Here is a 23,924-nt window from a genome sequence, read left to right as displayed (position 1 = left end):
CGACCACTACACCACTCCACGGGACACGACCCCGCCGCACAGTGCGACGATCCGGTCCGCGTCCTCGGGAGCCACCGTGACGCGCGAGTCATTGGGCAGCGCCCGGCTCAGTACCTCGCTCATCAGCTTGCGACCGGATGCCGGCATCAACTCCCGCAACGTCAGCGTCAGTGCGTCCAGGTCCGCGAGGACATGTCGCGAGGACAGCAGAGTGGCAGTGCTCTCGTCACCCGGTAGAAGATGATGGATCTTCTCCCCAGCCGGCACGTCGTCCAGGACGACGAGCATCCGTTGCCCGTCCTTGGCCCGTTCAGCGAGCACCGTACGGTAGACGGCAGCGCGTTCCTCGATCCTCGTGGGGATGTGGTCGGGGGGAACCCCGAGTGCTCGCAGCAAGGTGGCGAGGGCCCGCTTCGGCGATACCTTGTGCACTGGGTCGTATCCGTGCAGATCGACGAACAACACCCCGCCCGGGAACCAGCCGTCCTCCTGTTGTGCCCGATGTGCGGCTTGGAGCACCAACTCGGTCTTCCCCATGCCGGCGAGCCCGGTCACCACCACGGTGGCGGCTGTTTCCTCCGGCCTCAACACAGCCAGGATTTGGTCGAGTTGGGTCTCGCGGCCGGTGAAGGTGGGCGAATGCCTGGGCATTCCGGAGAGCGCAGGGTGAGGGCGGCCCGGAAGGATCTGTGTGATGTGCTCTGCCATGAACACATCGCCGTTGAAGTGTCCTCCGTCGATCCGGTTCTCGGTGCTCACTGCTCATCCTGCTGATAACGGGCGACGGCCCTGTTGAAGGCGAGTACCTCCGCCGTGGTGAACATGCCTCTGGTCTCCGCGGTGACCACGTAGCCGACCTCGCGCCAGGCGTGGAGGGGGGCCGGGTCCAGGCCCTTCTCCGCTGCGTGGTCGGCCATCTCCAGCAACACGTTGTCGAAGTACTCCCGTGTGATGGGAGTGGGCTCGTCCGCATCGGGATCGAAGAACAGTGGGTCGTCCGGGCCCGGCTCACGGCCGAACTTCTCCTGGAACGCCTTCCGCTGGCCCTCCACGGCCTTCCGCATCTCCTGCCCCTGCGCGGTGTCCGTCGGGATCCGCACCAAGGAGCTGCCGTCCGCGTTCCAGATTCGCTCGACGGGGCGGTCGGGTTCACGTTGGGAGGAAGCTGCACCATCGGACTTCTTACGGATCTTGTCCAAGACCGTGCTGCGTACGGCGGCACGTCGCACGGCCAGATCCTCGGCCGACTCGTCGTCAGCTGTGTTCTCTGCCTCATTGGCACCCTCGTGCGCGGCGACGTTCAGCCGCATCCTGGTGTGCATGCCGACCCAGTCGAGCATGTCCGGTGTGAGCTCGGCCGCCAGCGTGGAGACTTCGGAGACCCCCAGCTCGAATGCCAGGCGCGGCAGGGCGAGTCCGGGAGAACTGGTCCACAGCAGGGCAGCGGACGGAATCGTTTCGGTGAAGGCGGGTATGGCGAAGAGACGTCCAAGCACCTCGTCGGTCGACAGTCCCTGAATAGGGGCGATGGCCAGGAGGTCCACGACCGGTAGCAGCGTTGACGTTTCATCCAGGGAGAAGGCCCAGGCCATGGCGTGCTCCGGCAGGCTCTCCAAGGGCTCACCGGGCTTGGCCAGGAGAGCACGGTAGAGAGCCGACAGCAGCATGCAGGACTCCTGCTCCACGGGTAGCCCAGCGTCCTGGAGCCGGTGCAGCCCACTGCGGAGTACGGCCAGGGGTGTCTCTTCCCATGAGTCTTCGGGCGACCTTTGCCAGAACCGTTCGACTCGCTCCTGCGCGTCCTCCGGCGGCTCCGGGAACCGCAGATCCGGAGCAGGCCCTCGGACAGCGCGGTGCTCCTCGAGCGCTTGCCCCGGGAGTAGACGGAGAGGAAGCCTGCGCCTGTCGAGTCCAGCTGCCTCGAGTCGATCGGCGACCGCCAGCATCAGCTGTCCGTCATCCACTGGGAGGCCCAGCTCCCGACTGGTTGCGACGACCTCGTGGACGAAGGTCCGGATGCCCTGGCCATGGACCGTCCCTTGCAGAAGGCGGAGCCAAGCGTCACGGGCATTCGCGAACTCGAACTCGTCATGGAATTTTCCGGGCCAGGCCGAGCCCAGGAACAGCGCGTCCAAGGGGTCGATCTCGCAGTACCAGAACGGGTCGGTGCCCTCCTGCTGGGCGATCCCGAGCTCCATGTACCCGATTGCGTAGGGTCGTGTCCCGTGGAGTGGTGTAGTGGTCGTGCGCCAACGGTCATGCGGTGGGCGGTAGTTCGTCGCGGGCGTGTTCGGCGGGGTAGATCTGGTCCATGCTGCCCTCGGGTAGGTAGCGGCGGGGGAAGGCGATCCATTCGTCGTGCATCTCGAACAGCACGGCGGTGACCAGCCGCAGGAGCGCGTCGTCGTTCGGGAAGACCTGGACGACGTCGGTGCGGCGTTTGATTTCGCGGTTGATCCGCTCCAGCGGGTTGGTGGACTGGATCTTCTTCCAATGTCGCTCCGGGAAGCCGGCGAAGGCGGTGAGGTCGTCCTTGGCCTCCAGCAGCATCGCTTTGACCTTGGGGAACTGCTTGCCGAGCATGTCGGCGACGGTGTCCAGCTGAGCTCGGACCGCGGCTTGGGTGGGTTGGGCGAAGATCGTGCGGATGGTCGCGGCGACCATCTCGGCCGCGTCCTTGGGGATGATCGCGAAGGTGTTGCGCAGGAAGTGGACGCGACATCTCTGGTAGGCGGCTCCGAGCATGACCTTGCGGATCGCCTTGACCAGGCCGCTGTGGTGGTCGCCGATGACGAGGCGGACCCCGGTCAGGCCGCGTTCGCGCAAGTGACGCAGGAACTCGGCCCAGAACACCTCGGTCTCGCTGTCGCCGACCATCACCCCGAGCACCTCGCGGCCGCCGTCCTCGGTGATGCCGGTGGCGACGACCACGGCCCGGGAGACGATCTGGTGGTTCACCCGCGCCTTGCAGTAGGTCGCGTCCAGGTAGATGTAGGGGAAACGGGTGTGGCCGAGCGGCCGGGTGCGGAAGGCGGTGAGCTGTTCGTCCAGGTCAGCGCAGATCCGGGAGACCTCGCTCTTGGAGATGCCGGTGTCCGCTCCGAGGGCTTTGACCAGGTCGTCGACCGAGCGGGTGGACACGCCCAGGACGTAGGCCTCCATGATGACCGCGTAAAGGGCCTGGTCGATGCGGCGCCGGCGCTCCAGCAGGCTGGGGAAGAAACTGCCCGTGCGGACCTTGGGGATGGCCAGCTCCAGATCGCCGGCCTGCGTGGTCAGGGTCTTGTCCCGGTGGCCGTTGCGCCAGGTCGTACGGGCCTCGGTTCGCTCGCCGGGCTCGGCGCCGATCCGGGCGGTGGCCTCGGCCTCGATCAGCTCCTGCAGGATCCGCTGGGCGAGGGTCCTGATCAACTCGATTCCGTCGGCCGAACGCAGTGACTCCATGAGGCGGAGTAGGTCAGACTGGGATAAGGCCATCGCGTACCTCCCTGGGTGAACTCGCCGTTCTACACAGAGAGTTGCGCGATGGCTGCCCCATGACCAGGGGTCACTCCAAGATCCCTGCTACACCACTCCACGGGACGCCATCTTGCGTAGCAGGCAGCCAGACTGAGCTTTCCCGGTTCGTTCGAGCGCAGTAGCCGTGCAATGGCCGCGTGCCCGGGTGCAAGCCGACTGTCGTCGACCGCAGCCCCGACGGCCGATGCCGCTGCCTCCTGCGGTCGTCGCTGCTGCTTCCTCCTGGACGCCCTGCCCATGATCCCCTCCTGTCCCATGGGTGACTGCATGTCACATGGTGGGCTGACAGTAATGCGCTCCGTGTGCTGATCAATGGCCTTTCGCGCTACGAGAAAAGCGCGCAGATGGTGGAGCCGGGTGACCGTTGGACGGATCGCTCGTTGGGCAGGGCATGAAGATGCCGAATCGCCTGCTCGCCGCGGTCGCGCTGTCCGGTGCCGCGCTGGCCGCCGCCGCTGTGCCCGCCCATGCGGCCAAGACCGCCGGGATGCCCGATCTGAAGAACGCCGGCGGGGTGTTCGGGCTGGTCGCGTTCACCGGGACCGAACTGCTCACCGGGGTGGACCCGACGCCGCCGGACCCGGAGGTGCTGATGGAGCAGGCCAAGCAGCAGCAGGCCGAGCAGGCTGCCAAGGAGAAGAAGTAGCCTCAGCCGGTCAGCCAGATGTAGGCGGCGAACCGGCCGGTGATCTGCTCCCGGCGGTGTGAGAAGAAGTCCTCGTCCTCGATGGTGCAGCGGTCGTCGTGCCGGATCTCGCCGACTCCGGCGCGGGTCAGCTGGGCGGTGATGCCGGCCCGGACGTCCAGGGACGGGGTGCCCTGTCGGGTGGTGGCCCGGAGTTCGGGGAGCTGTTCGCAGGCTTCGTCCTGCATCTGCCGCGGCACCTCGTAGCAGCGGCCGCAGGCCAGCGGGCCGACCAGGGCGACCAGGTCGGCCGGGTCGCTGCCGCGTTCGGTCAGCGCCGTGACCAGGGCGGTGGCCATTCCGGCGACCGTACCGGCCCGGCCGGAGTGCGCGGCGCCGACCAGTCGGCGGACCGGGTCGCCGATCAGTACGGGGGCGCAGTCGGCGGCCAGCGCGACCAGGCCGAGGCCGGGGCGGTCGGTGACGATGCCGTCCAGCGGCGGCGCGGTCCGCGGGTCGTACGGCTCGGTGACGTAGGCGACCTCGGTGCCGTGCACCTGACGCATCATCACCACCCGGGCCGGGTCCAGGCCGAGTTCCAGCGCGGTGAGTTCGCGGTTGCGGCGGACGTTCGAGGGATCGTCGTCGGTCCGCCCGCCGAGGTTGCGTGAGTCGAACGGGGCTTGGCTGACCCCGCCGTGGCGGTCCATGACGGCGTACCGGATACCGGGTGCGAGCTCCATGCCCCGAGGTTACTGCGCGCTGTCGGCCAGCTCGGCTACTCCGGTGATCCGGTGCAGGGCGAAGGTGCGGACCTCGTCGCTGAGGTGGTCGTACGCCGTGACGTAGCCGCCCTCGACCTTCACCGGGTCGATCACCCGCTGCGAGGAGAGGCCCTCGGCGTTCACGTAGCCGATCCACATCCGCTCGCCGAGCAGCACCGCGGTCTGCAGCGCGGCCAGCGTGTCCGCCGCGGCGGTGCGCGGGAGTTGGCGCAGGTCGCTGCGGGCCGGGCCGCTCTGCGGGCGGTTGGCGGCCGGTCCGGTGACGGTCTCCCGGCGGACGGCGGTGGCGGCCCGGTCGCCCGCCCGGACGGCCTTGACGGCGGCGGTCAGCAGCACCCGGTCCGGCTCCGGCGGTCCGTCGGGCACCGGGGTGGGGGCGGTGCGCGGCGGGGTGCGGCGGCTGTCCGGGTGGGTCAGCAGCACGTCGCCCTCGGCGGACTCGGCGGCCGGGGCGTACCCCATCGACCTGAGCACCGAGAGCAGCGTCTCGGGACCGGCCTGGGCGGCCAGCACGGTCGGGGCGAGCATCCGCAGCCGCAGCTCGGCCGCGCGCCGGTCGGCCAGCACCTCGGCCAGCAGCCCGGGGTCGTCGCAGCGCAGGTACGAGGAGGCCGCGCCGACCCGGAGCACGCCGTGCCGCCGCGCCACGTCGTCGATCAGGTAGCTGAGCGGCTGCGGGACGGGCGTGCGGGAGTGCTGGCCCAGGAAGGAGTGCAGGTCGGCGGCGGACCGCCCGGCGTCCAGCGCGCGGCGGATCGAGCCGGTGGTGAAGCGGTAGACCGTCGCGCCGCCCTTGGACTCGATGTCCGCGCAGAGCGCCAGCGCCTGGGCGAGCGGGGTGAGCAGCGGGCCCGGCGCGATCGCGGTCAGGTCCGGCTGGAGGATCACGTGGTCCAGCGGCTGCGGGAGCAGCGGGTCCAGTACGGCGGCCGGATCGGCGTTGGCGAGCAGGGCCCGGGCCGGTGCGCCGAGGGCGCCCCGGCCGGTGATGCCGAGCAGTTCGGCCTCGTGCAGCGTCCAGTCGACCAGGTGGTCGCGGAAGTCCCGGCCGTCCGACCCCACCGGGCCGCCCCGGAGCGGGCGTTGCCAGCGGAGCAGCGGCAGCAGCGTCGCGGCGTCCGCCACGCCGCCGGCCGGCAGACCGGCCAGCGCCTCAAGTGTCGCGCGGCGTACGGACGGTGCGAGCGTACGGTCCAGCTCGGGGCCCAGCGGGGCGCGGGTCTTGCCCTTGCCGTCCGGGGTGCCGGTCAGCCCGGCCACCCGGGTGGCGGCCAGCCAGCTGCGGGCCAGCAGCGACCAGCGGTCGGCGGTCGACTGCTGCAGCCAGTGGTCGTACGCCGGGGTCGGCGCCCAGCGCTCGTCGGTCTCCCCATCCGGCGCCAACAGGCCGGAGGTGTAGGCGAGTTCGAGCCAGAAGGCGGCGGTGGGCTCGCTGCACTCCAGGACCAGCGCGGCCCGCTTGAGGTCCCGTACGCCCAGACCGCCGGCCCGCAGGGTGGGTGGGGCCTGCAGGCCCCAGGCCTCCAGCAGTTCCTCGACGGTGCGGACGGCGGTGTACGCCTGGCCGGCCGCCGCGTTGTCCACAGCCTGTGGATCGCGCTCGACGGTCGGGGTGATCGCGGGCGGGGTCGGCTCGACCGTACGGTGGCTCCGCTCGCCGCGCAGGTGCAGCGCCAACTCCCTTGGGATCACCACGGATCCGGCACTGGAAGGGAGCAGCAGTCCGCGCGCGAGCAGCCACTCGACCGGGCTGCGGGCCTCGTCCACAGTGACCGGCCGGGCCGCGTCCGGGACGGTGCCGGTCGGTGGTCCCCAGACCAGCTTCTCCAGCAGCGCGAGCGCCGGGGCCGGGGCCCCGGCCAGCAGGGCGGCGCAGCGCTTGCGGTCCTGCAGCAACTGGCCGAGCGCGGCCACGGCGGTCACCGGGTCGGCGGTGGGCGGCAGCCCGGCACCGGCGATCAGCTGCTGGAGCCGGGCCGGCGACATACCGAGGGTCGCCTCGGCCAGGGTCGGGCCGAGCCCGGTCCGGCCGGGGTTGGCGGCGGTCGGGGCGAGCGCCTCGCGGACCGCGATCACCAGCCGGAGTGCCGAGTCCGGGCCCCAGAGCAGCACCTGGGAACGGAGCGTGGCGATCGCGCCGGGCAGCGCGGCGGCGACGGCGGCGCGGTCGGCGGGGGTCGCGGCGGGATGCGGCTTCACCCGGGCGGGGCCGGCCAGGAGGTTCCGGATCACGGTGTCGGTGCAGCCGTCGGGGGCGGCGGCCAGGGCCTCGGCGGTCTGCAGGGTGAAGCGGTCCAGGCGCTCCAGCGCCCGGAGGGTGGACGCGCGGCTGGAGAGCCGGGCCGCCAACTGGGTGAGGTCGCTCGGGACCGGGTTGAGCAGGTCGGGGCGGGCGTGCAGCAGGGCGGCCAGCGAGTGGTCGTCGCGGGCGCGGAGCTCCTCGGCGAGCGTCCGGGGTGCGGCGGCCTTCGCCGGGCGGGGCTCGCTCTGCTGACTGGTCATCCGACCCAGATTACGGCACCTACGCAAACAAGCCAGGGCCTGTGGCACACGCTGCGGCAGACAGGGGCTCGGGGAACTGCGACGCCGGCCACGGGGCGGGGGCAAAGTGCGGGAGCGGCCAACCCCGGGCGCGGCTCAGGTTGCCTGGTGTGCGGGTTCAGGCGAAAGTGCCTGGCCATGTGCGCGGTGATCACGCTTCTGGGGTTGGCGTCGCAGTTCCCCGAGCCCCTGACTGCCGAACCGTGTGCCAGCAGCTATCCGGCGTCGCCCGCGCGGCGGAGCCGCAGATCAGCAGAGCCCCGAGCCCCTGCGTGTGCCACCGGCGCGTGTGCCAGCAGGGGGCGTGGGGGCGTGAAGGGGGTCGTTTCGGGGGGTGGATGTGGGTAGCGTCGGGGGCATGGCGGACGGCGAGTGGTGGCGGGTGGACGGGCCGTGGCGGGTGTTGGGGCGGAAGGGCGGGGAAGGGTCGGCCGAGGTGGTGGAGTCGGTGTACGCGCCCGAGGTGCCGGTGGAGCGGGGGGAGGTGCCGGGGGAGGGGGCGTGGTTGATCGCTCGGGCTGCGCCGAGCCGGCCGTTGACGGCTGCCGACTTCCCGGGGTGGGACAGCATCACGTTCGACTTCCCGGTGGTCGAGCCCGAGCCCGTCGCGGGGGAGGCGGAGCTGCCGGAGCAGCGGACGGCGGAGCCGGTGGGGGAGGAGGAGCCGGCGGCGGAGGCCGGGCCGCGACGGTCGTTCATGACGGGGCGTCGCCCCTCGGCGGTGGTGCTGCTGGCGGTCGTGGTGCTGTTGGCGGGTGCGGTCACCGGGCAGCTGCTCGCGCTGCTGGCGGGCTGGGCGCTGGCGTACGTGTCGAGGCTGGGTGATCTGACCAGGAAGTTCGCGGTGCTGGTGGTGCCGTTGGGGACGATGACCGGTACGGCGCTCTGGCAGTGGGGCCGGGTCCAGGGCCGGTGGGGGTCCCCGGCGGGGCCGGCCGATCAGTTGGGACGTCAGGTCTGGGACGGTGCGCCGGGCGCGCTGCGGCTGGCGGCGGTGGTCTCGGCGCTGTTCCTGCTGCTGGTGACGCTCCGTCGGCGCAAAGCAGTGGTGGAGGGCTGAGGTCAGGCGCCGAGCAGGCGTTGCAGCTCGGCCAGGATCAGGTTGGCCCCGGTGTAGCCGATGCCCTGGTACCAGAGCTGGTCGTCCACCGGGAAGGCCCGGTGGGCCTTGACCGCGCCGAGGGCCTGCCAGCCGGCGCCGGCCAGCACGGCGTCGGTGCCGGCCTTGGCGGGGTCGCCGTACGTCGAGTAGAAGAGGTAGTCCCCGTCGGCCTGGGCGATCCGGTCGGGCGGCACCTCGACGGCGAACTGGTCGACGTTCTGCGGGTCGGGGCGGCCGAGCTGGAGGTCAGCCAGCAGGGTGCCGGGGAAGTTCTGCTTCCCGTACAGCCGGACGGTGGGTGACCCCTCGACGAACCGGACCAGGCTGATCCGCTTGCCGCCCGAACCGGCGTCGCCGATCGCCCGGGTAGCCCGGCCGACGTGCCGTCCGTACTCGGCGATGACGGCGGCGGCCTGGGCCTGGCGGCTGAGGGCCTGGGCGTGCAGCTGGAAGTTCTCCTTCCAGGGGAAGCCGGTGGTCCGGCTCAGCACGGTGGGGGCGATCGCCCGCAGGGTGTCGTAGTGCGCGCCGTCCCGGGTCTGGTTGCTCAGGATCAGCTCGGGGGTGAGGGCGGCGATCCGGGCGCCGTCCGGGCTGCCGATGTCGCCGACGATGCCGATCCGTTCCAGCCAGGAGGCCGGCCAGTAGTCGGGGAGCTCCCGGTCGGCGGGGGCCCGGGCGGCGCCGACCGGGGGGATGCCGAGGGTGAAGGCGGAGTCCAGTTCGGCGGTGTCCAGCACCACCACCCGGACCGGTGCGCCGGGCACCTCGACCTCGCCGGTGGCGGCGGTCACCGTGACGCTCGGCACCGGTTCGGGGTTGGGCGTCTCGGTGCCGTCCGGCAGGTCGGGGACGGCCGGGAAGACGGGCCGGTCGGTGCAGCCGGCCAGCAGGACCGCGCCCAGTCCGGCCAGGGCGGTACGGCGGGAGAGTTGACGTGGCATCGGCACCCCGGGCGGCTCGACAGTACGAGACATGTCGATTATGTCCGAGTTGTCCACTGACGTACGGTCAGCCCGCCCAGGGCGCGCCCGGGATCACCAGCGGCGTCCCGGTCACCGGGTCCGGCACGATCACGGCCTCCAGACCGAACACCTCCCGGACCAGCTCCGCGGTGACCACCTCGGCGGGCGGGCCCCGCGCGACGATCCGGCCGTCCCGCATCGCCACCAGGTGGTCGGCGTACCTGGCGGCCTGGTTGAGGTCGTGCAGCACGGCCACCACGGTGCGGCCGCGCTCCTTGTTGAGGCGCCGGACCAGGTCCAGCACCTCGACCTGGTGGGCGATGTCCAGGAAGGTGGTCGGCTCGTCCAGCAGCAGGATGTCGGTGCCCTGGGCGAGCGCCATGGCGATCCAGGCCCGCTGCCGCTGACCCCCCGACAGCTCGTCCACGCTGCGCTCGGCCAGGTCGGTGGTGGAGGTCCGCGCCATCGCCTCGGTGACCGCCTGCTCGTCCGCCGCCGACCACTGCCGCCACCAGCTCTGGTGCGGCTGGCGGCCCCGGGCCACCAGGTCGCCGACCGAGATGCCCTCCGGCGCGACCGGCGACTGCGGCAGCAGGCCGATCCGCTGGGCGATCTTCCGGGTCGGGGTGCCGGCCAGCTCGGCGCCGTCCAGCAGCACCGCCCCGCGGACCGGCTTCAGCAGCCGGCCGAGCGCCCGCAGCAGGGTGGACTTGCCGCAGGCGTTCGGGCCGACGATCACCGTCACGGCGCCGTCCGGCACGGTCAGGTCGAGCTCCTCGACCACCGTCCTGGACTCGTACGCGAGGGTCAGCCCCCGGGCTGCCAGACGGTGCATCAGGAACCTCCACGACGGGAACGGATCAACAGCCACATCAGGTACGGCGCGCCCACCAGCGCCGTCACCACCCCCACCGGCAGCTCGACCGGCGCCAGCAGCCGACGGGCCAGCAGATCGGCGAGCACCACCACCACGGCGCCGGTCAGCGCCGAACAGAACAGCGGCAGCTGCGCGCCCCGGACCAGCCGGACCGCGATCTGCGGCGCCATCAGCGCCACGAAGTCCACCGGCCCGGCCGCACCGGTCGCGCAGGAGGCCAGCACGATGCCGAGCAGCGCCATGCCGAGCCGGATCCGGTTCAGCCGCAGGCCGAGACCGACCGCCGTCGAGTCGTCGAAGGAGATCGACCGCTGCGCCCGGGCCGCCCAGAGCACGGCCGGTACGGAAGCCAGCAGCACCCAGGCCAGCCAGGTCGACTGGTCGAAGCCGGCGCCGTTCAGGCTGCCCGTCATCCAGACCTTGGCCTGCTGCGCCTGCAGACCGTCGCCCTTGGTCAGGAACAGCGAGGTGAGCGAGGAGAGCGCGATCGAGATGCCGATCCCGACCAGTACGAACCGCTGCGCGTGCATACCGCGCCGCCAGGCCAGCAGATAGACCAGCAGCCCGGCCGCCAGGCCGCCGGCCACCGCCACCCACGGCACCTGACGGGCCGTCTGCACATACCCGAAGGCCATCAGGCCGACCACCACCGCGCTCGCGCCGTGGCTCACCCCGATCACGTCCGGGCTGGCCAGCGGGTTGCGGGCGACGGTCTGGATCAGCGCCCCGGCCAGGCCGAGCGCCAGGCCGACCAGCAGACCCGCCGTCACCCGGGGCAGCCGCAGCTCGCCGACCACCAGCTGGTCCGGGCTCGGCCGCCCGAGCAGCACGTCCAGCACCGAGGCGGGCGAGACGGTGGACTGGCCCAGGCAGAGCGAGGCCACCACCGCGCCGGACAGCAGCACCAGCAGTGCCGCCGCGACCGCGACCGACCGCCGGTGCACCAGGAACGAGGCCGGGCCGAACCGAGCCACCGAGTAACCGCTCAGCGGGAGGCTCATGCCGCCACCACCTTCTTCCGGCGCACCAGCGCGACCAGCACCGGTACGCCGACCAGCGCGGTCATCACGCCCGCGGGTACCTCCGACGGCGGGAAGACGACCCGGCCCAGGGTGTCGGCGAGCAGCAGCAGCGCGGGCCCGAGCAGCGCGGACAGGGTCAGCACCCAGCGGTGGTCGGTGCCCACCAGCGCCCGGGCGGCGTGCGGCACGGCCAGGCCGACGAAGGCGATCGGCCCGGCCGCCGCCACCGCCGAACCGGTCAGTACGGTCGCGCCGAGCGCTCCCACGGCCCTGGTGGTGCCGGTCCGCGCGCCCAGGCCCTTGGCGGTGTCGTCGCCGAGCGCCAGCGCGTCCAGGCCCCGGGCCACCGCGAACACCAGCACGGTGCCGACCAGCAGGAAGGGCAGCAGCTGCCAGGCCACGTCGGAGGTCCGGCCCGCCAGCGAGCCGACGTGCCAGAACCGGAACTGGTCCATGGTGGCCGCGTCGGTGGTCAGCACGGTGGAGATCAGCGAGGCGATGAAGGCGGTCATCGCGGAGCCCGCGAGGGCGAGTTTGACCGGCGTCGCGCCGCCCCGGCCGGTGCCCGCCAGCAGGTACACCAGCACGGCGGCGATCGCGGCCCCCGCAAAGCCGAACCAGACGTACCCGGCGAGTGAGCCGACGCCCAGCACCGAGATGGCGAACACCACGCCCGCCGCCGCGCCCTGGCTGACGCCGAGGATGCCCGGCTCGGCGATCGGGTTGCGGGTGATCCCCTGCATCACCGCCCCGGCCAGGCCGAGCGCGGCGCCGACGGCCAGGCCGACCACGGTGCGCGGCAGCCGCAGCTCGCGGACCACCACGGCGTTGGCGGTGTCGCCGCCGTGCAGCAGCGCCGAGACGGCCTCGCCGAACGGGACGGTACGGCTGCCGACCGTCAGGCTCAGCAGGACCGCGGCCAGCAGGACGGCCACGGCGGCGGTCAGCCAGAGTATTCGGCGGTGCGGCGGCGCGCTCCGGACCGGCTCGGTGATGGCAGGCATTCGTCCCATTTCGCAGTCAACTCAGGCAAACCTAAGTTGGGGGCCGCGGGCGGGGCAAGTTCCGCCTTCTAGGGTGGGGTCATGTCTCTCACCGTGGGCTTCGACCTCGACATGACCCTGCTCGACACCAGGCCCGGCATCCGGGCCTGTTATGACGCCCTGTCAGCCGCGACCGGGGTCCCGATCGACAGCGGACTGGCCGTCAGCCGGCTCGGGCCGCCGCTCGCTCAGGAGATCGGGCACTGGTTCCCGGCCGAGGCGGTGGCGGAGATGGCGGACCTGTACCGGACGCTCTACCGCGAGCACGCGCTGCCCGGCACGCTGCTGCTGCCCGGGGTGGTCGAGTCGCTGGCCGCCGTCCGGGCCCACGGCGGCCGGGTCGCGGTGATCACCGGCAAGTACGAGTCCAACGCCCGGCTCCAGCTCGACCACGTCGGCCTGGTCACCGACATCCTGGTCGGCGACACCTGGGCCGAATCCAAGGGCGACGCCCTGCGGGAGCACGGCGCCGCCGTCTACGTCGGCGACCACCTCGGCGACATGATCGGCGCCCGGGCGGCGGACGCGGTCGCGGTCGGCGTGGCGACGGGGCCGTACACGGCGGCGGAGCTGTACGCGGGGGGTGCGGACGTGGTCCTCACGGACCTCACCGAGTTCCCGGCCTGGCTGGCGGCGCACCTCGCCTAGGCGTCAGCCCTGGGCCTGCCGGGCCGTGTGCCTGGCGGAGCGGAAGAGGCCGGTCAGGGCGATCAGCAGGCCGAGGGGCATGACCATCGAGACCCAGTAGGCGACCGACGGGAGCCGGGGCAGGTCGAGGAAGAGTGGGACGAAGGTCACCAGAGTGGCCACCGCCCCGATCAGGAAGACGATGGCGCCGGCCCGGACGAGGCTGTCGCCGCGGTCGGTGGTGGTGCTGCTCACGGGGGACTCCTCGACGACGTGGCCCGGGACGGGTCAAGTGTGGCAGCCCGGGGCCCCCGTCGATCGGCGGGGGCGGGCTCCGCCCAGACGCTCAGGTCTTCGGTCCGGCGCTCAGGCACCCTGGAGGGTGTTGTGCGGGACGAGCGGGCAGAGCAGGGGCGAGCGAACACATGGGTCTGACGAGTCACAAGGTGCTCGCGCTGTCGGCGCTGGTCTCGGTGCTGATGGTGGCCGCGACGGTCTGGCTCTGGCCCCGGCTGGCGAAGCGGAGCTGGGCGACGGTGTTCGGCCGGCTGGGCACCATCCTGGCCACCCAGCTCGCCGTGATGTGCACCGTGGGGCTGGTGGCCAACAACTACTTCGCGTTCTACAGCAGCTGGGCCGACCTGATCGGCAGCAACCAGGACGGCCCGGTGGTGATCCAGAGCCAGCTCGCGGACGGCCGCAAGGGTGCGGTGGTCCAGACGATCTCGAACGAGAACGTCCGGGGCGCCAACACGGTCGGCCGGGAGCCCGCCGTGGTCGGCAAGCTGGAGAAGATCCGGATCCCCGGCGCGGCCACCGGTCTGACCACCGAGGGGTACGTCTACCTGCCGCCGCAGTATTTCCAGCCGGAGTTCAAGGACAGGAAGTTCCCGGCCGCGATCGCCATCACGGGCTTCCCCGGTGACGCGAAGAACCTGATCACCAAGCTGAACTACCCCTCCACCGAGCTGTCGCTGATCAACGAGGGCAAGACCAAGCCGTACGTCCTGGTGCTGATGCGCCCGTCGCCGGCCATGCCCAGGGACACCGAGTGCGAGGACATCCCGGGCGGCCCGCAGTCCGAGACGTACTTCGCCCAGGACGTGCCGCAGACCGTCCGGGACTCCTACCGGGTCGCCTCGGGGCCGGGCAGCTGGGGCGTGATCGGCAACTCCACCGGCGGGTACTGCGCGCTCAAGCTGGCCATGAAGCACCCGGACGTGTTCGCCGCCGGGGTCTCGCTGTCCGGCTACTACAAGGCCGCCGAGGACCCGACCACCGGCGACCTGTTCGGCGGCAGCCAGGACCGCCGCAACCAGGCCGACCTGGACTGGCGGCTGGCCAACCTGCCGAAGCCGGAGGTCTCGCTGCTGGTCGGCGGCAGCAAGGAGGGCGACGGGGACTACTACCCGTCGACCAAGGCGTTCGCCGAGGCCGCCAAGGGCAGTGCCACCAAGGTCTCCTCGATCACCCTGGACACCGGCGGCCACAACTTCAACACCTGGAGCCGGATGCTCCCCGCCTCGCTCGGCTGGCTCGGCGACAAGCTGAACGCCCCCGCCTGAGCGCACACCTCCGACCTGCGCGGATCCGACGGTCCGTCACAGCGTGCAGTTCCCCGGGGACGGAAAGTTTCGGCTCGCGGGTGGTCAGGGTATGCAGCCTTCGCACGGGGCCGTTCGGGTCCCGCCGTCCTGATCGGGGGTGTCGCCAGTGCAGAGCGCTCAGCCACTCCCTGGCCGCGCCAGGCCCCGATCCTGCAGTGCCGGGCACATCAGAGCGCCGTACGAGAAACCGGCTGCGTGCCGGTGAGGCACTGACGGATCATTAGGCTGCTGCCCCCGAGCCCGACCTGACGCCCCAGCGCGGTCGGCTCGTCATCCACCCCCGGTGATCCCCGGCCCACGGCCGGGGTCTCCCCGCACCCACCTGAGGACTTTTCGAGATGCCCACCGGCCAGGTCAAGTGGTTCAACGAGACGAAGGGCTTCGGCTTCCTGTCGCGCGACGACGGCGGCGACGTCTTCGTGCACACCAAGGCACTGCCCGCCGGGGTGACCGCGCTCCGGCCGGGGCAGCGGGTCGAGTTCGGGGTGGTGGCCGGGCACCGGGGCGACCAGGCGATGTCGGTCACGCTGCTGGAGGCGCTGCCCTCGGTGGCCGCCGCCCAGCGCAAGAGCGCGGACGACATGGCACCGATCGTGCAGGACCTGATCACCATGCTGGACGCGGTGCTCCCCGGCCTCCAGCACGGCCGCTACCCGGCCAAGCCGACCGGCGAGAAGCTGGCCGGCCTGCTCCGCGCCGTGGCCGACCAGTTCGACGTCTGAGGTTCCCTCAGAACTCCAGCGCACCCGGGCCGATCGCGGGCACCAGCCCCTCGGCGGCGGCCCGGGTGAGCAGGCCGCGCACGGCGGCGTAGCCGGCCTCGCCCAGGTCGGCGGTGAACTCGTTGACGTACAGCCCGATGTGCTGGTCCGCCACCGCCGGGTCCATCTCCTGCGCGTGCGCCAGCACGTAGTCGCGGGACGCCTCGGGGTCGTCCCAGGCCATCCGGACCGAGCTGCGGATGGTGGCCGCCAGCTCCTTCAGCCGCTCGCGGCCGAGCGACCTGCGGGCCACGATGGCGCCGAGCGGGATCGGCAGGCCGGTCTCCTGCTCCCAGGCCTCGCCCATGTCGGCGAGCCGGTGCAGGCCGTACTGCTGGTACGTGAAGCGGGCCTCGTGGATCACCAGTCCGGCGTCCACCTTGCCGTCCCGGACGGCGGGCATGATCTCGTGGAACGGCAGCACCACGATCTCGCCGAAGCCGCCGGGCACCGCGGTCGCCGCCCAGAGCCGGAACAGCAGGTACGCGGTGGAGCGTTCGCTCGGCACCGCGACCGTACGGCCCGTCAGGTCGGCCGGCTCCCCGGCCTCCCGGGTCAGCACCAGCGGGCCGCAGCCCCGGCCCAGCGCGCCGCCGCAGGGCAGCAGGACGTACTCGTCGAGCACCCAGGGCAGCTGGCCGTAGCTGATCTTCAGCAGGTCCAGCTCCCCGCGCTCGGCGAGGCCGTTGGTGACGTCGATGTCCGCGAAGGTCACCTCGGGCACCTCGGCGCCGGGGATCAGACCGTGCGCCCAGGCGTGGAAGACGAAGGTGTCGTTCGGGCAGGGGGAGTAGGCGACCTGCAGGGTCATCGGGAGATCTCCTGGATCAGCTCTCGGCAGGGCAGCAGGACGAACGCCCGCTCCAGTGCGCCCAGCGCCTCGCCGATCCGCCAGGCCGCCCGGTCCCGGGGGCCGACCGGGTTGGAGACGGTGCGCAGCTCCAGCATCGGCACGCCGTACCGCTCGGCCGCCTGGGCCACCCCGTAGCCCTCCATCGCCTCCGCCACCGCGTGCGGGTGGCGGGCCGTCAGCTCGGCCGCCCGCTCGGCGGTGCCGGTCACGGTGGACACCGTCAGCACGGTGCCGGTGGCGGCGTCCAGCGCGTCGGCGGCCAGCCGGACGGCCCCGGGCGCCGGGGTGTACCGGATCCGGCCGAAGCCGAGCTCGCTCACGTCCTGGAACCCGTCCTGGGTCTGCGCGCCCAGGTCGGCCACCACGACCTCCTCGGCCAGCACGATCGCCCCGATCGGCGCCCGGGGGACGAAGCCCCCGGCGATGCCGGCCGAGATCACCAGGTCGTACGGGTGCTGGGCGAGCACGGCGGCCACCGAGACGGCCGCCGCCGACGGGCCGACCCCGGCCACCAGGACGTCCACCTCGGTGCCCGAGGCGTGCTCGCTGCGGCGCAGCTCGCCGACGTCCAGCGGTACCGGCCGGGCGCCGTCCCGCAGGCCCCGCAGCACCGCCTCGGCCTCCGCCTGAACGGCAACGGCGACGAGCAGCCGGGGGGTACCCGGCCGCTCGTCGCCGTGCTGAGGCTGTGTCATCGTCACTGGGACTGCTGGGCGGCAGGCTGCTGCTGCTGCTCGCCGACGGCGTCCTCGTTCTTCAGCTGGAAGTACCAGACGCTGATGATGTCGCCGGTCTTCTCGTTCGCCTCGACCACGGTCACGGTGGTCTTCTCAGTGGAGGCCAGCAGGCCCGAGGCCGGGAGCAGGCCGGAGAAGGTCGAACCGGTGCGGGTCGAGGCCAGGGTGGCGCGCTGCTGCTGCCCGCCGTCGGTGAAGGCGAACCAGCCCTTGTCGGCCACCTCGGGGTCGACGCCGACGCCGATCCGGTCGCTGACCTTCACGTCGAGGGTGGGCAGGGTGCCCTTCTTGCGCGCCTCGGCGGCGCTCTCCTGGCACTTCGCCTGGGCCTGCTCGTCCAACGGCTTGCCGTCGTTGTAGCAGAACTTGCCGTGCGGCTGGGAGGTGATGGAGGAGCGGCCGACCACCAGGGTGGCCGACTTGCCCTTCGGCTCGTCCTTGCCGGACGCGTACGCGATGGAACCGCCGACCGTGCCGGCGCCGATCACGACAACGGCGCCGAGGGCGGCGATGACACGGGTGCTGAGGCTCATGGGCTAGAGGCTACCGGCCTGGTCCGATCACCGAACTCCCGGGTCGCCCGTCCGGTCCCGCGCCGGAGGGTGTTCACCCGAACGAGCAGTCCCGGGAGCTTTTCGGTGTGATCCGAACGAGCGACCCTAGGCCGTCCGGGGGGCCCGGCGCGGGCCGAGCCGGACCAGTGCCCAGACCGTCCAGACCAGCGGGACGGTGAGCAGCCCCGTCGCCGTCCAGAGTCCGAGCGAGCCGTCCAGCGGCAGGGTGATGCCCAGCGCGCCGCCGGCCACCCAGCAGAGCTGGAGCAGCGTCTCGGACCGGGCGAAGGCGGAGGTCCGGACCGCCTCCGGCACGTCCCGCTGGATCAGCGCGTCCAGCGCCAGCTTGCCCAGCGAGGCCGCCGCCCCGGCCGTGGCCGCGACCAGACCGACCGTCAGCAGGCCGTACCAGATCGCCGCCGCCGCGGCCGCGACGGTGGCGAACAGCAGGCCGGTGGTCACGATCACCTCGGAACTGCGGGTCCGCAGCCAGGAGCCGAGCACCGAGCCGAGCGCGTTGCCGCCGCCCGCGCAGGCCGCCACCACGCCGATCGTCACGGTCGGCTCCAGCCCGCCGACCGGGTCGTCCCGGAGCAGGAAGGCCAGGAACATCACCAGGAAGCCGACCAGCGCCCGCAGCGAGGCCACCGCCCGGAGGGCGAGGATCACCGAGGGGCCGACCGTCCGCAGCCGGGCCCGGTCGGGCCTGCGGCGGTGCTCCTCGCCGGTCAGGTGCTCCTCGGAGTGCAGCACGGCCCGCTGCTCGCCCTTCGCCGAGTCGACCTGGTGGGGCAGGTGAAAGGCCATCAGGGTGCCCGCCACGAAGACCAGGAACGCCCCGCGCAGCGGCCAGGCGGGCCCGATCAGGTGCAGCAGGCCACCCACCCCGGCGGCCACCATGCCGGCCAGCAGACCGGCCAGGGTGACCCGGGAGTTGGCCTTCACCAGGGAGAGCCGGGGCGGCAGCAGCCGGGGCACCACGACGCTGCGCACCACCCCGTACGCCTTGGAGGCGACCAGCACCCCGAGCGCGGCGGGGTAGAGCGCGAGGCCGCCGTCCACCACCGGGCCCGCCATCGTCCAGGCCAGCATCGCTCGGGCCAGCATGGAGACCGCCACCGCGGACCGGCGGCCGTGCGGCATCCGGTCCAGCAGCGGGCCGATCACCGGGGCGAGCAGCGCGAACGGGGCCATCGTGACCAGCAGGTAGAGCGCGACCCGGCCGCGGGCCTCGCCGGTGGGGACCGAGAAGAACACGGTGGAGGCCAGCGCGATCCCGATCAGCATGTCGCCGAACGAATTCAGCGCGTGCAGTTCGATCAACTTGGCGAGGCCGGATTCACCGGCGCCCTCGGCGGCCGTGGCGCGGCGGATCCGGCGGCCGGTGCCGTGCACCACCCGGCCGGTGCGCAGACCGGCGGAAGAGGCACCGCGTACCAACAGATTCCGGCGGGGCGGCGTCGTCCCACCCTCCGGCGGCGGCCCGCTGTCGCTCGCCGAGGGGACGGGGTTGTTCTCGTCCGCCATGTAGCCAATCCTGCCCGAGAATCACCCGGACAACGCGGGGGAAGACCATGATCACCACGACTTGACCGGACCCGCGTCCAAGCCGGACTGTCCCGGGTGGCCGACCGGCGGGTAGCCTGCACTACGCGCGTGCACTGCCCAGCGGGCGGCGCGGCCGGTCAGCGGACAGGCGCGGGTCGCGCAGAATGATACGAGAGACGGTGCCCACCGGACCGGAACTCCTGGCAGGACCGCGCGGGTCCAGCAGCTGACGGACCGTGGGCAAATGGGCCGCAGGCTACAGAACTTGGGAGAGAATCGACGCCGTGAGTGCTGCGATGCGAAGCCGTACCCCCGACCGGCTCTGTGCCGAGGCCGTCGAGATCGCCCGTCAGGCCGCCGTCGAGGCGGTCGGCCCGGAGGCCGTCGGTGCGCACATTGGTGTCCGCGCCGACGGCGAGCGGGTCGTCACCCACACGTTCGAGTGCCTGGACGCGGCCTACCGCGGCTGGCACTGGGCCGTGACGGTGGCCCGCGCGCCCCGGGCGAAGAACGTCACCCTGGACGAGACGGTGCTGCTGCCCGGCCCCGACGCGGTGCTCGCACCGCAGTGGGTGCCGTGGAGCGAGCGCCTGCGTCCCGGTGACATGGGCCCCGGCGACCTGCTTCCCACCGACGCGGACGACCTCCGGCTGGAGCCGGGCTGGTCCGGCGAGGACGAGCCGGCCCCGAACTCGGTGGCCGCCCTCGACGAGACCGAGGACCTGGTCGTCACCGACGGCGACGTCCAGCCCACCCCGGTCCGGGCCCAGATCAGCGCCATCGCGGGGGAGCTCGGCCTCGGCCGCCCCCGGGTGCTGTCCCGGCTCGGCCTGCACCTGGCCGCCGACCGCTGGGAGACCGCGCACGGTCCGCAGACGCCGATGGCCCAGGCGGCCCCGGCCAACTGCGACACCTGTGGCTTCCTGATCCCGATCGGCGGCTCGCTCGGGCAGGCCTTCGGCATCTGCGGCAACGAGTTCGGTCCGGCCGACGGCCAGGTCGTCTCCTTCGCCTACGGCTGCGGCGGCCACTCCGAGGCGGCGGTCATCCCGGCCCCGCCGGCCCCGTCCGAGCTGATCCTCGACGAGCTGGAGCTCGAGCCGATGCAGCTCCACCCCGACCGCACCAGCGGCTCCGTCGAGCCCGACGCCCCCACCGAGGAGCTCGGCCACTCGTAGCAGGCTGCGCGCTCCGGCATCAGTCACCAGGGGCTTGGGGAACTGCGACGCCGACCTCGTGCAAGGTGATCCGTGCGTAGGTGGTCAGGCACTTTCGCATTTTGACCCGCACGCCAGATCTCCTCGCCGTTCCCCGAGCCCCTGGATAGTGCAACCGAGCGCCCTGCAAAAAGTTGCCGCCCCGAGCCCCTGCGAAGAGTTGCCGCTGCGGCAGGGGAGAATGCCCCGTACGGCAGGCCAGGGTGGCGGCGGAAGGCGGCAGTGCAGTGGAGCCTCGGATCATCGGCGGCAGCAGCGACGAGCAGGTGGCCGACCCCTTCGACACGGCCGGCCTGCGACGGCGGGTCCTGGACGCCTGGACGGCCGCCCCGGCCCGGTTCCGGGAGGATGCGAACGCCGAGGAGGAGCTGGCCCTCGGCGGCTACCGTGACCGCCTGATCGTCGAGTTGGCGCAGAACGCCGCCGACGCGGCGGCCCGTGCGGGAGGCGGCCCCGGCCGTCTCCGGCTGACCCTGCGGGACGGCGTGCTGGCCGCCGCGAACACCGGCGCCGCGCTGGACGAGGCGGCCGTCGAGTCGCTGGCCACCCTGCGGGCGTCCTCCAAGCGCACCGACGAGGCCCGTACGGTCGGCCGGTTCGGGGTCGGCTTCGCCGCCGTGCTCGCGGTCACCGACGAGCCGGCCGTGCTGTCGGCGCACGGCGGGGTCCGCTGGTCGCTGGCGGAGGCGCAGGCGCTGACCGAGGAGCGGTCCTCGCTGGTCGAGGAGCTGCGTCGGCGGGAGGGCCATGTGCCGCTGCTGCGGCTGCCGTTCCCGGCCGAGGGCGCCGCGCCGACCGGCTACGACACCGTGGTGGTGCTGCCGCTCCGGGACACCGCCGCCGAGGATCTGACCCGCCGTCTGCTGGCCGGGATCGACGACGCGCTGCTGCTCACCCTGCCGGGGCTGGCCGAGGTCACCGTCGAGACGCCCGACGGCGTCCGGACGCTGACCCGTTCGGCGGGCCAGGAGTCCGCCGAGGGTCTCGCCGGCATCACCACCGTCACCCTCACCGACGGGGACCGCAGCACCAGTTGGCAGACCGTCACGCAGAGCGGCAGCACCGCGCCGGAGCTGCTGGCCGACCGGCCCACCGAGGAACGGGCCCGCCCGTACTGGTCGGTGACCTGGGCGGTGCCGGTCTCCCCGGAGGGTGTCCCGCAGCCGCTGCGGACCGATCCGGTGGTGCACGCCCCGACCCCGAGCGACGAACCGCTGGGCGTACCCGCCCTGTTGATCGCCGGGTACCCGCTGGACCCGACCCGCCGTCATGTCGCGCCCGGGCCGCTGACCGACTTCCTGACCGAGCGCGCGGCGGACGCGTACGCCGACCTGCTGCGGGCCCGGGGCGGCGACCTCGGGTCGCTCGGCCTGGTGCCAGGACCGCTCGGTGAGGGTGCGTTGGACAACGCGCTGCGCTCGGCGATCCTGCGCCGGCTGCCCAGCACGCCGTTCCTGCCGCACCCGGCGCCGGTGGAGGAGGGCACCCCGGCGCTCCGGCCCCGGGACGCCACGCTGCTCGAGGGCGCCGACCGGGACGTGGTGGAGGCGCTGGCGCCGATCTTCCCGGGCCTGCTGCCGGCCGGTCTGGAGCGCCGCACCGAGCTGCGGGTGCTCGCGGTCCGCCGGGTGCCGCTGGCCGAGGTGGTCGACCAACTCGGCGGCCTGGAGCGGGAACCGGCCTGGTGGCGGAACCTGTACGCGGCGCTGGCCGGTGCCGATCCGGAGGCGCTCGGCGCGCTGCCGGTGCCGCTGGCCGACGGCCGTACGGTACGGGGCCCGCGCCGGGTGCTGCTGCCCTCGGACGCGGCCGACTGGGCCGGTTTCGAGGGCTACCCCGAGTCGCTGGCCGACGCGCTCGGCCTGCTCGACCTGCGGCTGGCCCACCCGGAGGCGGCGCACCCGCTGCTGGCCAAGCTCGGCGCCGGGACCGCCACCCCCGCCGGGGTGCTGGACACCCCCGAGGTGCGGGCGGCGGTGGCCCGTTCGCTGGAGCTCGGCGAGGACGACTTCGACGCCGCCGTGGACCTGGCCGACGCGGTGCTGGCGCTGGTCAAGGCCGCCGGGTCGACCGCCGGCGAGCACCCGTGGCTGGCCCGGCTGGCGCTGCCGGACGACGAGGGCGAGCTGTCCCGCGCGGGCGAGCTGATCCTGCCCGACTCCCCGCTGTCCGCGCTGGCCCGGGAGGACGACGCCGGGTACGTGGACGAGGACCTGCTGGAGCGCTGGGGCCCCGAAGTTCTGGCCGCCGCAGGGGCGTTGAGCACCTTCGTGCTGGTCCGGGCCGAGGACGTGGTGCTCGACCCGGACGACCTGGAGCGGCTCGACCCGACCGCCCCCGCCGACCGGGCCGCGGGTGGCCGCCCGACCGGCCTGCTGGACGAGGCCCCGGACGGCCTGGCCGACTGGTGCGAGGACGCGCTGGAGGCCCTGCACGCCGACGACAACGGAGAGTTGGGCGTCCCGCCGGTGGCCGCCGAGCTGCTCGCGGTCCGCGACCTCGACCTGGTGGACGAGGACGCCTGGCCCGAGGCACTGGCCCTGCTGTCCCGGCCGCCGTACCGGGAGGCGGTGGTCAACCCGGTCCGCACCCTGCTGCCGAACGGCAGCTACGTCGACCTGCCGCCGTACACCGCCTGGTGGCTGCGCGACCACCCCGTGCTGGACGGCCGCGAGCCCGCCGGGCTGCGCGCCGCCGGGGCCGACCCGCTGCTGCGCGGCCTCTACGACGAGGCCCGCACCACGCTGGACGAGACCTTCCTGCACGCCCTCGGGGTGCGCACCACGCTGGCCGCCCTGCTCGCCGAGCCGCACGGCCCGGACGAGCTGCTGGACCGGCTGACCGACCCGGCCTCCGCCGTGTCGCACCGTCAACTGCACGGTATCCACAGCGCGTTGGCGGGCGTACCGGCCGACCGGGTGGAGGCGCTCGACCTGGTCAGGGCGGTGCCGCCGATGGACCCGGAGACCGGCCGCCGCCCCGACGTCACGGTGCTGGTGGACGCCGCCGACGCGGTGGTCGCGGACGCCCCCGACCTGGTCGAGCTGCTGCACCCGTACCCGCTGCTGCCGGTCGCCCCCGAGCTGGCCCCGGAGCTGGCCGAACGCCTGCACGTCTCGCTGGCCAGCGAGGTGGCCGGCGGCCGGGTGCTCTCCGAGGGCACCCTGCACCGGACGCCTTCGGTGGTACGGGAGTTGCTGCCCGGCTGCCCCGCCGTCTACGAGGAGCACGACGAGCTCCTGGTGGTCGGCCCCGACGGCAACGAGGCCGCCATCGGCTGGCGTTGGGACACCTCCGCCGCCGCCCCCGAGCTCCCGTACGACCCCGAGGACGCCGAAGCGGCCGACGAGGACGACGAGTTCGAGACCCCGCCGGTCCCCGGCCTGCTGCACGCGGCCACCCCCGAGGGCCTGGCCGCCGGGCTGGCCTGGTCGGTCGGCCAGTGGCACCGCCGGTTCGAGATTCTGGCCGCCCTGACCGAGCCGGACCGGGCCTACGAGCTGCTGGCGGCACGGGACTTCGAGTAGCCGGACAGGACGGT

General features: G+C 73.0%; 21 protein-coding genes. 7 read left to right on the top strand and 14 right to left on the bottom strand.

Annotated features, from left to right (window positions below; translation table 11 throughout):
- Window positions 1–6 precede the first annotated feature (6 nt).
- Genes F4556_RS15095 through F4556_RS15085 form a run of 3 tightly spaced genes read right to left on the bottom strand, consistent with a single transcriptional unit; the run spans window position 7 to window position 3,477 of the window.
- The gene (locus tag F4556_RS15095; protein ID WP_184915519.1) at window positions 7–759 is read right to left on the bottom strand and encodes an ATP-binding protein; all 753 of its coding nucleotides are present in this window, start codon (window positions 757–759) and stop codon (window positions 7–9) included.
- A complete protein-coding gene (locus F4556_RS15090) occupies window positions 756–2,198 on the bottom strand; it encodes a hypothetical protein (protein ID WP_184915517.1) in 1,443 nt (480 codons plus the stop codon). Before F4556_RS15090 ends, F4556_RS15095 begins: the two co-directional genes overlap by 4 nt.
- Window positions 2,199–2,256: 58 nt before the next feature.
- Window positions 2,257–3,477 carry an IS256 family transposase gene (locus F4556_RS15085; protein WP_184910583.1) on the bottom strand — a complete coding sequence of 407 codons (1,221 nt, stop codon included), beginning with the start codon at window positions 3,475–3,477 and terminating at the stop codon, window positions 2,257–2,259.
- Between the two features lie 439 nt (window positions 3,478–3,916).
- Between F4556_RS15085 and F4556_RS15080 the strand changes: the two genes are divergently transcribed.
- Window positions 3,917–4,165: a hypothetical protein gene (locus F4556_RS15080; protein ID WP_184915514.1), complete on the top strand. Its 249-nt coding sequence runs from the start codon at window positions 3,917–3,919 to the stop codon at window positions 4,163–4,165.
- A 2-nt stretch (window positions 4,166–4,167) separates the two neighbouring features.
- On the opposite strand, the gene pgeF is transcribed toward F4556_RS15080, so the two are convergent.
- Window positions 4,168–4,887, bottom strand: coding sequence for a peptidoglycan editing factor PgeF (gene pgeF, locus F4556_RS15075; protein WP_184915512.1), 720 nt, complete (start codon window positions 4,885–4,887; stop codon window positions 4,168–4,170).
- 9 nt (window positions 4,888–4,896) lie between these two features.
- Entirely contained in the window at window positions 4,897–7,431 is a 2,535-nt protein-coding gene (locus F4556_RS15070; RefSeq protein WP_184915509.1) for a helicase-associated domain-containing protein, read from the bottom strand.
- 397 nt (window positions 7,432–7,828) lie between these two features.
- Between F4556_RS15070 and F4556_RS15065 the strand changes: the two genes are divergently transcribed.
- Window positions 7,829–8,530: a hypothetical protein gene (locus F4556_RS15065; protein ID WP_184915507.1), complete on the top strand. Its 702-nt coding sequence runs from the start codon at window positions 7,829–7,831 to the stop codon at window positions 8,528–8,530.
- 2 nt (window positions 8,531–8,532) lie between these two features.
- Here F4556_RS15065 and F4556_RS15060 read toward each other — a convergent pair whose 3' ends face one another.
- From F4556_RS15060 to F4556_RS15045, 4 genes are read right to left on the bottom strand one after another with little or no spacing between them, the layout of a single operon-like run.
- Window positions 8,533–9,549 (bottom strand): ABC transporter substrate-binding protein, encoded by a 1,017-nt coding sequence (locus tag F4556_RS15060; protein ID WP_184915504.1) that lies wholly within the window; start codon window positions 9,547–9,549, stop codon window positions 8,533–8,535.
- A 34-nt stretch (window positions 9,550–9,583) separates the two neighbouring features.
- Entirely contained in the window at window positions 9,584–10,372 is a 789-nt protein-coding gene (locus F4556_RS39860) for an ABC transporter ATP-binding protein (RefSeq protein WP_184915502.1), read from the bottom strand.
- Window positions 10,372–11,415, bottom strand: coding sequence for a FecCD family ABC transporter permease (locus F4556_RS15050; RefSeq protein WP_184915499.1), 1,044 nt, complete (start codon window positions 11,413–11,415; stop codon window positions 10,372–10,374). The genes F4556_RS39860 and F4556_RS15050 overlap by 1 nt, the downstream gene beginning before the upstream one ends.
- Window positions 11,412–12,440, bottom strand: coding sequence for a FecCD family ABC transporter permease (locus F4556_RS15045; RefSeq protein WP_376775703.1), 1,029 nt, complete (start codon window positions 12,438–12,440; stop codon window positions 11,412–11,414). Before F4556_RS15045 ends, F4556_RS15050 begins: the two co-directional genes overlap by 4 nt.
- Before the next feature lie 81 nt (window positions 12,441–12,521).
- Between F4556_RS15045 and F4556_RS15040 the strand changes: the two genes are divergently transcribed.
- A complete protein-coding gene (locus F4556_RS15040; RefSeq protein ID WP_184915493.1) occupies window positions 12,522–13,127 on the top strand; it encodes an HAD family hydrolase in 606 nt (201 codons plus the stop codon).
- Between the two features lie 3 nt (window positions 13,128–13,130).
- Here F4556_RS15040 and F4556_RS15035 read toward each other — a convergent pair whose 3' ends face one another.
- Window positions 13,131–13,361: a hypothetical protein gene (locus F4556_RS15035; protein ID WP_184915491.1), complete on the bottom strand. Its 231-nt coding sequence runs from the start codon at window positions 13,359–13,361 to the stop codon at window positions 13,131–13,133.
- Between the two features lie 170 nt (window positions 13,362–13,531).
- On the opposite strand from F4556_RS15035, the gene F4556_RS15030 reads away from it, so the two are divergent.
- Both F4556_RS15030 and F4556_RS39090 read left to right on the top strand, forming a co-directional pair.
- Complete coding sequence (locus F4556_RS15030; protein WP_184915489.1) at window positions 13,532–14,671, top strand: alpha/beta hydrolase; 1,140 nt, start codon at window positions 13,532–13,534, stop codon at window positions 14,669–14,671.
- Between the two features lie 380 nt (window positions 14,672–15,051).
- The gene (locus tag F4556_RS39090) at window positions 15,052–15,435 is read left to right on the top strand and encodes a cold-shock protein (protein WP_184915486.1); all 384 of its coding nucleotides are present in this window, start codon (window positions 15,052–15,054) and stop codon (window positions 15,433–15,435) included.
- Window positions 15,436–15,442: 7 nt separating this feature from the next.
- Here the strand turns inward: F4556_RS39090 and F4556_RS15020 are convergent, their stop codons facing one another.
- The 4 genes from F4556_RS15020 to F4556_RS15005 form a co-directional block, all read right to left on the bottom strand.
- Window positions 15,443–16,285, bottom strand: a complete 843-nt coding sequence (locus F4556_RS15020; RefSeq protein WP_184915483.1) for a 1,4-dihydroxy-6-naphtoate synthase — start codon at window positions 16,283–16,285, stop codon at window positions 15,443–15,445.
- Window positions 16,282–17,022 carry a futalosine hydrolase gene (locus F4556_RS15015; protein WP_184915480.1) on the bottom strand — a complete coding sequence of 247 codons (741 nt, stop codon included), beginning with the start codon at window positions 17,020–17,022 and terminating at the stop codon, window positions 16,282–16,284. The genes F4556_RS15020 and F4556_RS15015 overlap by 4 nt, the downstream gene beginning before the upstream one ends.
- Before the next feature lie 2 nt (window positions 17,023–17,024).
- On the bottom strand, window positions 17,025–17,597 hold the full coding sequence (locus F4556_RS15010; RefSeq protein ID WP_184915477.1) for a hypothetical protein: 573 nt from the start codon (window positions 17,595–17,597) through the stop codon (window positions 17,025–17,027).
- Between the two features lie 126 nt (window positions 17,598–17,723).
- A complete protein-coding gene (locus F4556_RS15005) occupies window positions 17,724–19,145 on the bottom strand; it encodes an MFS transporter (protein WP_184915474.1) in 1,422 nt (473 codons plus the stop codon).
- Between the two features lie 317 nt (window positions 19,146–19,462).
- Here F4556_RS15005 and F4556_RS15000 point away from each other — a divergent pair, with 317 nt between their 5' ends.
- A complete protein-coding gene (locus F4556_RS15000) occupies window positions 19,463–20,344 on the top strand; it encodes a DUF3027 domain-containing protein (protein WP_184924633.1) in 882 nt (293 codons plus the stop codon).
- Window positions 20,345–20,610: 266 nt separating this feature from the next.
- Window positions 20,611–23,910 carry a sacsin N-terminal ATP-binding-like domain-containing protein gene (locus F4556_RS14995; RefSeq protein WP_184915471.1) on the top strand — a complete coding sequence of 1,100 codons (3,300 nt, stop codon included), beginning with the start codon at window positions 20,611–20,613 and terminating at the stop codon, window positions 23,908–23,910.
- Window positions 23,911–23,924: the final 14 nt, after the last annotated feature.

Source organism: Kitasatospora gansuensis, from assembly GCF_014203705.1.
In the GTDB taxonomy this organism is placed as follows: Bacteria; Actinomycetota; Actinomycetes; order Streptomycetales; family Streptomycetaceae; genus Kitasatospora; species Kitasatospora gansuensis.
Note: the sequence above shows the minus strand (reverse complement) of the source record. Positions and strands in the feature narration are given on the sequence as shown.